The 14,356-nt window shown below is 49.5% G+C and carries 6 protein-coding genes and 1 pseudogene; all 7 read left to right on the top strand.

All coding sequences use genetic code 11. From position 1 onward, the window contains the following. The first annotated feature begins 20 nt into the window (after positions 1 to 20). The 7 genes and pseudogenes from PSE6802_RS0117085 (at position 21) to PSE6802_RS0117120 (ending at position 14,330) form a co-directional block, all read left to right on the top strand. On the top strand, positions 21 to 1,322 hold the full coding sequence (locus tag PSE6802_RS0117085; protein WP_019498766.1) for an NF041680 family putative transposase: 1,302 nt from the start codon (positions 21 to 23) through the stop codon (positions 1,320 to 1,322). Positions 1,323 to 1,534: 212 nt separating this feature from the next. Continuing rightward, positions 1,535 to 1,777, top strand: a pseudogene (locus PSE6802_RS35885) (hypothetical protein); the annotation flags it as partial. Positions 1,778 to 1,957: 180 nt separating this feature from the next. Beyond that, on the top strand, positions 1,958 to 4,894 hold the full coding sequence (locus PSE6802_RS0117095) for a beta strand repeat-containing protein (protein WP_019501262.1): 2,937 nt from the start codon (positions 1,958 to 1,960) through the stop codon (positions 4,892 to 4,894). Positions 4,895 to 5,847: 953 nt separating this feature from the next. Further along, positions 5,848 to 7,686: an alpha-amylase family glycosyl hydrolase gene (locus PSE6802_RS0117100; RefSeq protein WP_019501263.1), complete on the top strand. Its 1,839-nt coding sequence runs from the start codon at positions 5,848 to 5,850 to the stop codon at positions 7,684 to 7,686. A 286-nt stretch (positions 7,687 to 7,972) separates the two neighbouring features. Next, positions 7,973 to 12,151, top strand: coding sequence for a PQQ-binding-like beta-propeller repeat protein (locus tag PSE6802_RS0117110; protein WP_019501265.1), 4,179 nt, complete (start codon positions 7,973 to 7,975; stop codon positions 12,149 to 12,151). Positions 12,152 to 12,340: 189 nt separating this feature from the next. Further along, positions 12,341 to 13,153, top strand: coding sequence for a C1 family peptidase (locus PSE6802_RS0117115; RefSeq protein WP_019501266.1), 813 nt, complete (start codon positions 12,341 to 12,343; stop codon positions 13,151 to 13,153). 853 nt (positions 13,154 to 14,006) lie between these two features. Further along, positions 14,007 to 14,330, top strand: a complete 324-nt coding sequence (locus tag PSE6802_RS0117120; RefSeq protein WP_019501267.1) for a protease inhibitor I42 family protein — start codon at positions 14,007 to 14,009, stop codon at positions 14,328 to 14,330. Positions 14,331 to 14,356: the final 26 nt, after the last annotated feature.

Here is a 14,356-nt window from a genome sequence, read left to right on the forward strand (position 1 = left end):
ATAAAATCAACAGCTTCATCATGATTAGTTTGGATAAACTTGAGCAATTTCGCAAGTACACGTACGAAATTATAGGGAACGGGAGAGATGCGCTGTTCGACTTGATGGATGCGGTACTGACGAGTCGGAGTGTTTCATCGTTTGTGGAACTTTCGTTAAGCCCATTATTTCGGAGGGAGTGGTCGAGTATCTATGAAGCACTGCAAGATAGTCATCCTCCACGTGAAGACTTGATGAAGCAATACATACAGCAAATGCCGGCAGCAGAGGTGACGATATTGGCGGGCGACCATACAGCCTGGTCGCGTCCCTATGCGGTGACATTACAAGAACGCACCTACGAACATCAACCTCAACCGGGAGTAGGAAGCAAACCTGTTACGGTGGGGCAAGGATACAGCACAATTGCCTGGATTCCAGAGTCAGAAGGGAGTTTTGCCTTACCGTTGCGGCATGAGCGGATCACCAGTTTCGAGAACCCGATTCAGAAAGCCGCTAGTCAGTTACGCTTGGTTTGTGCGGAAATTCCTGGGACTGTGCTTTTCCTGGGGGATGGCGAGTATGGGTGCGCACCATTTTTGCAGCAAACAGCAGACATCCCGTGTATCAAGCTGCTCAGGCTACGCCCCAACCGGGTTCTGTATCATGCCCCAAAGGATTACGAGGGGCATGGGCGACCCCATAAGCATGGAGAGAAATTTAGCCTCAAAGACTCTGACACTTGGTCTATTCCCCAAGCAGACATCACAATTGCAGAGCCTAAACTGGGACGATTGCAAATTCGTCGATGGCCAAACCTGCACTTAAAGCAAGCCGCAGACCATCCCTTTACACTCATTCTGGTCGAACGTCTTGATATGCCTGAATCGAAACCCCTGTGGTTGATTTGGGTCGCTAAAGACGAGCCAATCTTGAGTGAGGTATGGCAAAAATATCTGCGCAGATTTGCCATTGAGCATTGGTATCGCTTGGTGCGTCAACGTCTCCATTGGACAATCCCTCAGCTTTCTACCCCTGCTCAGATGGAGACTTGGTCGGACTTGATGCCTTTACTTACTTGGCAATTGTGGCTCGCTCGTGAACTTGTCCAAGACTCTCCTCTGCCTTGGCAGAAACCGATGACTAAATTGTCTCCTGGTCGAGTTGCAAATGCTTTTGCTTTAGTTTTGGTCAGGATTGGCTCTCCTTCCCCTGACCCTAAACCTCGCGGTAAGTCTCCAGGTTGGCCTCTTGGGAAAAAACGAACCCAACGGATTCGTTATCCTACTGTCAAAAAACGCTATGCCAAGCCCCTCAAAAAAGCTTCCGCTGCAACTGCTTAGCTCAACTTCTTCCCTTTTATCCTCTCTCTCGCTAGTTTCTATCTAGCGAGATGCTTCTTGTTGCCTTTTAGTCTAAACTCCAGTTAATTGACAAACCGGGTAGCGAACCGGACGAGCTAATTGCTGTAATTCAGGGCGTTACGGGCTTAGATATTAACTCTAGTAACTTTGCATTCATAACTCCTCCCAACACTCCTCCTACTGTCTCCAACATCTCCAAATCCGGCAACGAAGATACCGCGATCGCCTTCAGTGCCTCGGACTTCACTGGCGCATTCAGCGATATCGATGGCAACAGTCTCACCAAGATTCAAATTACCAGCCTGCCCAGCACTGGTACGCTGCAACTGAGCGGCACGGGCGTTACTCTCAACCAGGAAATCGACGCGGCACAACTGGGGAATCTGGTCTTCGCGCCGAATGTCAACTTCAATGGCAGCGTCGGTTTTGGCTGGAATGGATTTGACGGCACTGCCTATGCCAGCACCCCAGCCAGCGTCAATCTCACTGTCAACTCGGTTAACGACGCACCAACAGGAGCGGACAAGACTATCGACGCGACCCAAAACAGCCCTTACACCTTCACCGCAGCCGACTTCGGTTTCAGCGATCCTAACGACACGCCACCTAACAGTTTGTCAGCGGTTACGATTACCACCACGGTAGCGGGGCTGACCTACAACGGCAACCCAGTTGCCGATGGGACGAGCATATCAGTAACCGACATTCAAAACAGCCTACTGAGATTCGTCTCAGCCACTACAGGAACGCCTTCCTTCACATTCCAAGTGCAGGACGATGGCGGCACGGCCAATGGCGGCGTAGATCTAGATTCTACTCCCAATACCCTAACGTTGAACGTGACGGCGGCAGCCAACAATCCGCCCACAGTCAGCAACATCACCAAATCTGGCGATGAAGATACCAACATCACTTTCAGCGCCTCGGACTTCACTGGTGCATTCAGCGATATCGATGGCAACAGCCTGAGTAAAATTCAAATTACCAGCCTGCCCAGCAATGGCACGCTCAAACTCAGTAGCACGGACGTTAGCCTCAACCAGGAAATCGACGCGGCACAACTGGGGAACCTGGTCTTCATACCGAATGCCAACTTCAATGGCAGCGTCAGCTTTGGTTGGAATGGGTTTGACGGCACTGCCTATGCTAGCACCCCAGCCAGTGTCAATCTCACTGTCAACTCGGTTAACGATCCTGCCACCATCAGCGGCACGGCAACGGCAGCGGTGACGGAAGATACCAACGTCGGTGCGAATGGCAAACTCAACGCCAGTGGCTCGCTCGCAGTCAACGATGTGGATACGGGTGAGAACAAGTTCGACACTAATGTCACATCTACCGCAGGTAACCTCGGTAGCTTGAGCATTACTGAGAATGGAGCCTTCAGCTACAGCGTTGACAACAGTGCGGTGCAGTATTTGGATGCCGGTCAAACCAAAACCGATACCTTCACTGTAAAATCCTTTGACGGCACAGCCAGTCAAGACATTACTATTGCGATTGCAGGTGTCAACGACCCTGCCACCATCAGCGGTACGGCAACGGCAGCAGTGACGGAAGATACTAACGTCGATACGAATGGCAAACTCAACGCCAGTGGCTCGCTCGCAGTCAACGATGTGGATACGGGTGAGAACAAGTTCGACACTAATGTCACATCTACCGCAGGTAACCTCGGTAGCTTGAGCATTACTGAGAATGGAGCCTTCAGCTACAGCGTTGACAACAGTGCCGTGCAATATCTGGATGCCGGTCAGACTAAAACCGATACCTTTACTGTAAAATCTTTCGACGGTACGGCCAGTCAAGACATTACTGTCACCATTACAGGTCAAAACGATGTAGCAGCCGTTGCCGAGATAAACATCACCGATGGCGGCTTCGGCGGTACGACTGACAACATTGTTGATGGCGATACTACACCAGGTACTGCAGATGGCACAGACTACGGCACCACCACGGTCGGTACTGCCCTCACGCGCACGTTTACGATTGAAAATACCGGCACCGCCGAACTTACCCTGGGCGCGCCCTCGCTGCCAAATGGCTTCAGTATCGTCGGCACTTTCCCGACCAGCGTAGCAGCAGGAAGCAATGCCACGTTCACCGTGCGGCTGAATGCAACTACAGCAGGCACCTACTCTGGCGACATTAGCTTCAGCAATAACGACAGCAACGAAAATCCATACAACTTCGCGATCGCCGGAACGGTCAACGCCGCACCTCCTGGAGTAATTAATGGTACTGATGCTAGCGAAACTTTAACCGGCAATAGTTTGGCAAATATTATCAACGGCTTCGGCGGCAATGACTTCCTTGATGGCCGGAGTAACAACGACAGCCTCAACGGCGGTGAAGGTAACGATACCCTCGACGGCGGGTCTGGTATAGACGTTCTCGATGGCGGTAATGGTGGAGACACTTACCTGTGGTTTGCAGGTGATGGTCGCGACACCTACAAAGACAGCGGTACCAGCGGTACGGACAAAATCATTGTCAGCAATACCACCGCCTTCAACGGCCTGCCATCGCAGTTCGATCGCGCCACCTCCGGCATCGATCGCATCGAAAGCGACCTGGGAGCCTTCAACATTCGAGGCGACAATGTTGCCGCAGATACCTGGGACTTTACAGGCATAACCTTGATTAATGCCACCATTCAGGGGCGCGGTGGAGATGACCGTATCGTCGGCTCTAACGGCGCTGAAACCATCCAGGGCGGCAGCGGCAATGACTCCCTTAGCGGCAATGCTGGCAACGACCTTCTCGACGGTGGAGACGGCAACGACAGTCTCAATGGCGGCGACGGTAACGATACCCTCGATGGTGGTGCTGGCATAGACGTTCTCGATGGCGGTAATGGTGGAGACACCTACCTGTGGTTTGCAGGCGATGGCCGCGATGCCTACAAGGACAGCGGTAGCAGCGGTACCGACAGAATTGTCGCGAGCGATACGGCTAACTTTGATGGCTTGCAGTCACTATTTAGTAAAGCCACATCCGGCATCGATCGCATCGAAAGTATCACAGGCAGCGACTTCAATATTCGAGGCGACAATGTTGCTGCCGATATCTGGGACTTTACGAATGTGACTCTTGTCGGCGCTACGATTCTCGGTCGCGGTGGAGACGACATCATCACCGGCACCAGCAGTGCGGACAGCATTCAAGGCGGTGATGGTAACGATAGCCTGGTCGGTTCTGGAGGTAGCGATAACCTCAGCGGTGGTAACGGTGCGGACAGCGTCAATGGAGGCGCAGGCAACGATACCTTAGATGGAGGCACGGGCAACGACACCTTCATTTTCGGCGGTGCTTTTGGGACCGATACAATTCTCAACTTCCAAAGTGGAAGCGATCGGATCGATCTCTCTGCTGTCTCCCTAGTCAGTTCCAGTCTAGATACCAATAATGACAACCTCATTAACAGCAGCGATGCGGTTGCCAGCCTGGTTGGGGGCAATCTACAACTCAACCTTACTGGTTTTGGTGGAGGTCGAATCCAATTTGCAGGTCTGACGCAAATCAACGTGGCAGACATCACCTTCTAGGATCGAAATATCTATCCATAATTTTGCAACGCTGTCCTGGGTTTTACCCTTGGCAGCGTTGTAATGCGATCTTGGTATTAGTAACGCACCAATTCAGTATTGCTTTGGCAGGCTTCGTTCTGGTTCCATTTGCTTGAAATTCGCGACATCGCTGGAGATCGCCTTTTTACACTCTTAAAATCCTATAGCTTGCTTTGACAGAATCGCATCGCCAAAGATTTAATTTTTATGTCACAAATTCCTCACAAATTCCTCACAAAATTATGTATATGTCGTAAAGATTGAGCGATCGCCTAATTGAGATAACAGTTGCCATCTCGATCGCAAAGCCTAGACAGCAGGAGTTCGGGCGCTTTGCTGTTAAATTATCTCTGTAAGATGCAAATCTTTGTTGAGATAGGTATCGAAGTTTATCAAATTGGAAATATTCGTGGCTAAAATAAAGATTCGACATATAATGAGAATTGGGTTAGAAATACTTATAACCCTTGAAAACGATACCTTGTTAGAAGCACTTTATAAATAACGAATTTATTCTACATTTTCAGCAGAGGGAGGTGAGGGGCGCAAGTGGTAGAGCAAATTTCAGCATATATAGAAGATATAAATACAAACTTTAACCCAAGTCGATTTTAAAAATTCTTTAGAAAATACATAGGTTCCCTTGAATGTGCGATAAGCTGTGAGGAGTGCTTCGCGGGAGAGAGGACGCTGAGAAGCCACGTTTGACGAAGAGTGTATTTCTAAAATGAAGACAACTCAGTTTACCGAGAACTCGCCAGTTGGGTGCGGTGACGATCGCTCTGGAGAGGGTGGGGCTACTCAAAGATCGGTTTTAATCACTAGAAAATCCCGGATTTAACGCTTGGTCGCATTCTTCTCAGGATAGAGAGGAAGGGGAAAATGCGTTGTGTTGTTTCGCCATCTATAAGTCATCTTAAAAGAGATTTGTTATGTCTTTAACACATTTGTCAGAGATTGATTTCTTAGTTCTAACCAATTCACCTACCTATTTCCCTTCTCCGATCGCCTGGGAAGATGAGGTATTCTATTTCCTGATGCTCGATCGCTTCTCGGATGGTCGCGAAAATGGCTATCGGGACAATCAGGGCAACCTGGTTACCACGGGGATCTCGCCATTGTACAGCCCAGCAGATCGGGAGAACGCGATTAAAACCGACGAGGATGCCCGGAAGTGGCGGGAAGCAGGCACGCGATACGTTGGCGGCAACCTGAAAGGGTTGACCCAAAAGCTGGGATACCTGAAGCGGTTAGGTGTTACTGCTCTCTGGGTCAGCCCAATTTTGAAGCAAGTGCATTTTCAGCAGACATATCACGGCTACGGTATCCAGAACTTTCTGGAAGTGGAACCTCACTTTGGTACGGGGGATGACCTGAAAGAACTGGTGCGGATGGCGCATGAGAACGACATCTATGTAATTCTGGATATTATCTTGAATCATAGCGGAAATGTGTTTTCCTATGCGGGCGATCGCGATCGTCCGTGGACTGGCGGGACGTACCCAGTTGAGGGCTTTAACGACAAACAGGGCAATCCCACCATCCCCTTCGTCAAAGCCGATCCCCAACACCTGCCGGATATCGCTGGGGCAGTGTGGCCTGCCGAATTCCAAGATCCTGATGCCTTTACGCGCAAGGGCTACATCAGAAATTGGGACTACGACCCCGAATTTCGCGAGGGAGACTTCGGCGATCTGAAGGATATTCACCACGGCTACGGTTCTCCCGATGACTATCAAGTTTCTGATGCCCTGCGCCATTTGTGTGAAGCCTATAAATACTGGATCGCCTACGCAGACATTGATGGCTTCCGCATCGATACCGTGAAGCACATGGACATTGGTGCCACCCGCTACTTTGCCTCCGCGATCCGCGAGTTCACGCAAAGCATCGGCAAGGAGAATTTCTTCCTGTTGGGTGAGATTACGGGAGGACGTGTCCGGGCTTACGACACACTGGAACTGACGGGACTGAGTGCGGCGCTGGGCATTGATGATATCCCGGACAAGCTGGAATATCTGGTCAAGGGATACCGCAATCCAAACGATTACTTCAGCCTGTTCCGCAACTCGGAGTTGGTCAACAAAGGCTCCCACATCTGGTTCCGCAATAAAGTGGTTACATCATTTGACGATCATGACCAAGTACGTAAAGGCAGTTATAAAGCTCGCTTCTGTGCCGATGCTGGTGCGTCGAAAGTGGTGCTGAATGTGCTGGCTTTGAATGCGATGACGCTGGGCATTCCCTGTATCTACTACGGCAGCGAACAATGTTTTGATGGGCAAGGAGGGAGCGATCGCTATATCCGAGAAGCCATGTTCGGCAGTGAATTTGGGGCTTTTCGGACGCGAGGCGTGCATTTCTTCAATGAAGACAATTTAGTTTATCAGGAACTCGCCAAAATTCTGGAGATTCGCCAGAAAAACATCGTCTTGCGGCGCGGTCGCCAATACCTGCGCCCGATTTCAGGGCGCGATGATGGAGTCCGCTTCAGCTTGCCGGAGATGGTGGGAGGACAAATTCGCTTTGTAGTGCCCTGGTCGCGGATTTTTAACGGCAAGGAGGTGCTGCTGGCGATTAACACGGATTACGACCAGCCCAGAACGGCCTGGGTGACGATCGATAACGACCTGCACCAGTCGGGAGATATGTTGAAGTGCATTTACTCGACGGATGCATCGCAGATCGCTCAGGTGGTGACGGTAGAAGCGCGGAATGGGAAAGCGGCGTTGATTAACGTTCCTGCCGCAGGTTTTGTAATTTTTGAGTGAGGTAATTTGCAATGTATGAATTAATGCGATACACCCTGATGCACAAACTACTACCACAGCAACTCTTGTCAGGAGGAACTGCCTTTATTGTTGCTAACGCATTTTATCAATTTCACAGTTTCGGACTGGAATGTATAGCTTTTCTGGCTACATGGTACGTCTTCGATTTTATTGTGCAGAAATTGTTTGTTGCGTTGGGTTGGATTCGGTCTAGGTCGCGATAATTTGTCAATTTGTCAGTTTTACATTCAATAACATTATTTAGCGCCAATTTTGGAGAAAAGTCATGACTGAAGGAAGTCGTCCTCCTGGTGGAGACAATAATATTAACGAACAATCTGAAGTTCCTCAACAGGGGAAAGAACCGGAAGGGGGACCATTTGCCCGAGAACTAGCATTTTTAGAAGAGCGTTTTGCCACCCTTGAACCTAAACCTCTGGAGGGGAGTATTGTCGAACCCAGACCACCTGTTTCTTCTCCTGAAGAAGAGCTCGACAGGCTTCGTGCAAGCAGCACATTACCGGCAGACTTTCGCCGCAATTTAGTGGAACAATATCGTCAGCGTCAGCGACAGAAACTGGCAGCAGAAGGCATATCTACAGGTGAAGAAGGTGAAGGGCGGGCAGACACTGAAGAACCAGTGGAAGAAGAACCTGAGCCGCCACCCCCAACTCCACCCGCGCCACCACCTGCCAATAACTGGATTCCCATTGGACCGTCCGTTTTGCGACAAGGTCAGGGCGGTGTCAAGCCAGCTACCAGTGGACGGACACCAGCGATCGCTGTGGCTCCCGGTGGCACACGCATTTATATTGGTGCAGCAAATGGAGGAGTGTGGTACTCGGAGGATACAGGACAGACATGGCGTTCCTTAATGGATGCCTTTGACCTCAACCCCACCCAAACTGCGTCAGATTCACTTGCCTGTGGTGCGATTGCCTTAGTTCCTGGTACTACCTCCAGCCAGGATCGTCTCTATGTAGGATCTGGTGAGGGGGCAGGAGGCGCTTACTTTGGAGTTGGACCACTAATTTCAACTGATGGTGGTATCAACTGGAGCACTGAATCAGCCAACCCCGACCTTGCTGGCAGTGCTTTTTATGCCCTGGCAGTCGACCCAGGAGATGCGGAGCGGGTTATAGCAGCCACGCGTAGGGGTGTCTATCGACGTGAACCAAATAGCAGTGGTGGCGTTCACTGGATGCGAAAAACTCTTCCTAGTGCAGGATCTACTTGGGCAACTAGTGTCGTAGTCGCTCGCAGCGGTGGCATAACCACTTTCTATACAGCAGTGTGGTATGGACCAGTCTATTCATCTACTGATGGGGATACCTGGAACAGCGTAGGAAGTAGCTTTCCCACTGCAAACGTGGGACGTATTGGTCTGGCAGTTCAACCGAATAACCCTAACGTTTTGTATGCTTTGATTGAAAATTCAAGCGATCGTTCTATTTTGGGTGTTTGGCGACTGGATATAAGTGACAACACCTGGAGACAAATCAGTGGATACCCAACCGATCTTTTTGGAACGGCTGCGATCGGCTTTCAAGGATCGTATGACTTAGCAATTGCTGTCGACCCTAACAATGCAAATCGTCTCTACCTTGGTGGTTCTACTAAACAGTCAAGTGGTGAATGGTCAGGTTCTCTCTATCGGAGTGTCGTAACCAGCAGTGGGTCGGGTGCAAGTCTAACCTATAGCATGTCCAATACCTACATCGGTGGCTCGGTGCACGCTGACATCCACACCCTTGTCTTTGCTCCAGGTGACTCCGATAAGCTCTGGGTTGGCTGCGATGGAGGGGTCTTTTACTCTACTACCCCCACAACAGGCACAGGAAACATCTTTACTTCGTGCAATACCGGACTGGCTACACTCACTATGGAACATCTAGATCAGCATCCCACTGAAGATGCAGTGGTCTTTTGCGGTTCCCAAGACAATGGTGGCGAACGCTTTACTGGCGAAGAAGTCTGGCTGCACTCAGTTTGGGGCGATAGTGGCTTTTTTGTGGTCAACTGGAACGCACCATACAAAATATTGAGTACTTATGTCCGTTCATCAATTAACCGCTCCATTGATGGAGGTACACGTTATAACTACAACGAAGTGGGTGTGACACTAGCAAGTGGAGAAACTGTTCTTTTCTACGCGCCAATTGCAGGTACACCGCACAATCCGAGCAATCCCAGTGAGGCTGACATTGTTGCATTTGGGTCGATTCGTCCCTGGATCAGTACAACTTTCGGGGGCGGTTGGCAGTCTATCCCCAACAACACTCTGGCAGGTGATAGCCTAAATGAAAGGATTCGCTCTTTAGCATTTGCTTCTGCTACTAAACTTTATGCTGGCACCATGAGCGGTGGGGTCTATCGTTTTGAACAAAGTGGCGGAACCTGGACGCGCACTCAAATTAATACGCTAGGGGGAACTAGTTCCTTGCCTCTGACTGTCCCCGTGACCGATATTGCCATCGATCTAGCGGATGCCACAGGCAACTCCATCTACATCACCTTTGGTGGTATCGGTGACTACCGCCATGTTTGGCATTTTGATGGCACTCAGTGGCAGCAGCGTAGTGGTCCTGCTGCGGGCAATCCCAATAGCCTTCTGGCCGTGCAAGCCAATGCAATTGTGGTCGATCCAGCCAACACCAGCCATATCTATGTGGGTGCAGATATTGGCATCTGGCGTTCCACCGATGGAGGGGCAAACTGGTCAACCTTTTCAGAAGGCTTACCCGATGCAGCCGTCATCGATATGAAATTACACGCCGATCGCCGTCTGTTACGGGCATCCACCCACGGTCGTGGCGTTTTTGAACGCACATTAGATGCGTTGCCCAAGCTAGGGATAGAACTTTATGTACGGGATACTCAACTCGACCAAGGTCGTTTTCCAACTGTGAATTACCTGCCCGATCCAACCCAACAGGGAGAAGTCGTTCGCTTCTGGCGGGGGCCTGACATTAAATTGGATACACCAGATGCATCGGGACAGTATCAGTTTCCCCTAACGGGAACCATTGATCTCTTGCAATTTGTTGACACGCTCACAGATGACTTCCAAAATGTGGCAACTCACGCCACAGCAACGATTACTACTCGCGTCTATGTTCAGGTTCACAACCGTGGTGTGATACCCGCAGATAACGTGAGAGTCATGTTGTTGATCGCCAATGCTTCAGCGGGATTGCCTGCTTTGCCTGCCAATTATTGGGTTGATGTCCAAAATGGCACCGCGATCGATACAGCTGATTGGAAAACCGTTGGCATCACAACCCTCAATGGTGTCCGCGTAGGCTTTCCCAAGATTGCTGCATTCAATTTAACGTCTGACAAGCTTCCACCCCCTGCAAGTTTGGCGGGCAACCACCACCACTGTGTGCTGGCACTCGTTCACCATGTGGACGATCCTTATACTTCTATAGAAACCCATACGGATACAAACAGTCGGCTAGAGCGCAAGGCAGCACACAAGAATTTGACGGTGGTGGAATTTGTAGGTACGCTGCCCACACCCCCTCCTATCATTGTTCCAGTCCGCATTCACAATGCCTATCTCAACAAAGAGCTAACTACCAACTTAACGATCGATCTAAAGGGCTTTCCCGGTCGCTTGCGGCTGTTTATACCACCTTTGAGAACAGCGGGACGTTTAGCGGACCTAGTACAAGGGATGCGCGTGGAGTCCACCATTCCACCCTTTCCTAACGAGCCAGTTTATCAATCTCTAGAAGAGACTAAAGTTACGCCCTGGCAATCTTTCCAGCGAGCCATCACCACTTGGCTCAGAGTGCTGTCTGGACAGTCTATTTCAACTCCAATCTCAGACTTTCAGAGCTGGGCAACACTGCAAAGTAAAGTTCTGACCTCTAACCTGGCTAGTCAACATGCCTATAATCCACTTTGGGTGGAACAACGACTAGAGGATATCCGCCAAGCCATTGGATCGGGTGTGATGTTGACGGCAACAGACAGACAACAGATAGCTTTACATCGAATTGTGATGGAGCCAAATAGCTATCATACTATCTTTCTGGCTATCGATCGCCCAGAGGACACGGAAGTTGGTCAATTTTTTGAGCTTGATATCCTGCAAATAGATGAGCGGCGGGAAGAAATTCTCGGTGGGCTAACCACCCGAGTAGCCCTAGTTCCCGATCCTGAGCCAGAACTCTACACCCTCAAACTGTCGAGCCGCCGCTGCTGGGCGGGAGGGACTGTGATTCAAGCCCAGTTTTTCAATCTCGACGGTCAACTGATGACCCCAAATGACGGCGTAACCGTGAGACTAATGCTTAGGAACGCATCCAACCCAGTTAGGAGGTTGGAGGATATGCGTTATGACATGGCTTCGCGTTCATTCAGATATTACCTATGTAAAAGAACCAAAACAGAAGAAAAAATTGGTGCAATCGCTTTTGTCAATAGTTCAAAAGTTGCAGAGGCTCAACTGAGCTAACTATTTTCCCTTGCCTACGAAATTTAGCGATTCGCTTCTTTAAATGGTCAAGATCGAAACGCCAGAATCAAACAGGAGGTGAGATTCCATTGAGCTACTCAACTTGATAAAGACGTAATTTCACTTTTGGAATATCCATTCCACGAAGTAGGAGATCTAAGTTTTCTTGATTAAACAGGAGTTAAAAAAATGACACGCACAAACAAACGCTATGGATGGGTTCCCGACCTGCCCGATCATCGAGATCTGCTTTATGCCGCACCGATTACAGCACTGAGAGCTTTACCAGCCAGGGTAGATCTTCGTCCCAATTGTCCTCATATTTACGATCAAGAACAGTTGGGCAGTTGCACCGCTAATGCCATTGCTGGAGCGCTTGAGTTCGATCAAATGAAGCAGAAATTGACGGATATTTTTACCCCTTCCCGCCTGTTTATCTACTACAACGAACGGGTCATGGAAGGGACTGTCAACGAAGATAGTGGTGCGATGATCCGTGATGGCATTAAAAGCGTGGCCAAACAAGGTGCCTGTCCAGAAGAGCCAACCAAGCAGCATCCAGGACCGGACGGGATCTGGCCCTACGATCCTGATTATGAAATTAATTTTCTTAAAAAACCTACTCCGCAATGCTACAACGTTGCGAAAAAACACCAGGCAATTCTCTACAGCAGGCTAGTGCGAAACCTCAATCAGATGAAGGGATGTCTGGCATCCGGCTATCCCTTTGTCTTTGGGTTCAGTGTTTACGAGAGCTTTGAAAGTCAGGAGGTAGCCAATACGGGTATCGTCCCCATGCCGTCTTCCAACGAACAATTATTGGGTGGGCATGCAGTGCTGGCGGTTGGCTATGATGACGAGCAACGCAGATTCATTGTCCGCAACTCTTGGAATACAACCTGGGGCATACAAGGCTACTTTACCATGCCCTACGCTTATCTATTAGACGAGAACCTGGCTGATGATTTCTGGATGATTCGTCGAGTTGAGGATGAAACTTAAGTATACTCAACTTGGTTTTAATCAACTTTAAGATCCGTTCAAGTTATTTTGAATAACTATCTAATACCAATTCTTCAAAATTGAACTACAGATCGATCTATGTACGGGCGAACGGCTGTTCGCCCCTCCAGCAATCTGTAATTTCACTTTAGGGAATTGGTGTAAGTCAGTGAGTAAGGCGAAATTGGAGGATACTTCAGACATGAATTGGCTGCTTGCTTTCCTGAACTCAAGTTTAGGAGTCGTGTTGACCACATCTAGCTTGGGTGCTATCGGACTGTTCACATAGCAGAGATAGGACTGGATTTTCAAAGAGCGATATCTTCGAGACAACGCGGACTCTAGACATCTCGCTGGGGCATGTGAGGCTCGAGACAGTGCGGACAAAGCGTATGAGGCAGGGCTTGCGGTTTGCGGAAGCCTGAGAGCGTGGAATGCGAAAGTCATGGGACAGATCGAAGGTTCTCCATGCATAACTGGCCGCTCCCGGCGGCCAAAAGTGAGACGCGCCTGAGCGGCATGACTTGAGAGTGCAACAAATTGACCTATTGCATTTCCTCAATTTATGCTAGACTCCCAAACATCAGTTTGCCTCAGGGATCCGATTAAACGCGACTGCTTCATGGGAAGTAGGAGTGAGTAAGACCATCTGACCTGCTTCCCATCTCTCATTTCTAACTCTAAACTCTAAAATTCTATGTTTCAACGCAAATCTACTGTCACGGATTTAAGTGATTTCAACCTCACTACTGTGTGGTGGTTAGCTTTGGTTCTGGGGGTGCTGCTCATCTGCCTTATAACAAACCCAGCCAATGCATGTGATAGCGGCTATTCATCAGGAAAGAATTCAGGTATGTCTGAAATTGTAATTTTAGGCAACGATCTCGGAAAAATATTTGAAGCCCGTGTAGGTGATTTAATTGCGATCCGTCTCGCAGAAAACCCCACCACTGGCTACTGTTGGGAAATCGGTAGCATTGACGATCGGTTTGTCGAGTTTCAAGGTTCGGACTACTCAAAGACACCCGAAACAGGCATAGGTGGTGGTGGGACGCGGACATTCCATTTTAGAGCAAAGTCCGGTGGAACGGAACAGATTCAATTCAAGCTGCGACGTTCGTGGGAACCGGAAAATAGAGCCATCAAACACTATACCGTCAATATTCGGATTCAGTAAGATGTTGTTATGACTGATATGATGTT

The sequence above is a fragment of the Pseudanabaena sp. PCC 6802 genome, from assembly GCF_000332175.1.
GTDB lineage: Bacteria > Cyanobacteriota > Cyanobacteriia > Pseudanabaenales > Pseudanabaenaceae > PCC-6802.

Coding starts and splice junctions, on each gene's coding strand:
- PSE6802_RS0117085 (WP_019498766.1), top strand. CDS start 21: ATGATTAGTTTGGATAAACTTGAGCAATTTCGCAAGTACACGTACGAA.
- PSE6802_RS0117100 (WP_019501263.1), top strand. CDS start 5,848: ATGTCTTTAACACATTTGTCAGAGATTGATTTCTTAGTTCTAACCAAT.
- PSE6802_RS0117110 (WP_019501265.1), top strand. CDS start 7,973: ATGACTGAAGGAAGTCGTCCTCCTGGTGGAGACAATAATATTAACGAA.
- PSE6802_RS0117115 (WP_019501266.1), top strand. CDS start 12,341: ATGACACGCACAAACAAACGCTATGGATGGGTTCCCGACCTGCCCGAT.
- PSE6802_RS0117120 (WP_019501267.1), top strand. CDS start 14,007: ATGTCTGAAATTGTAATTTTAGGCAACGATCTCGGAAAAATATTTGAA.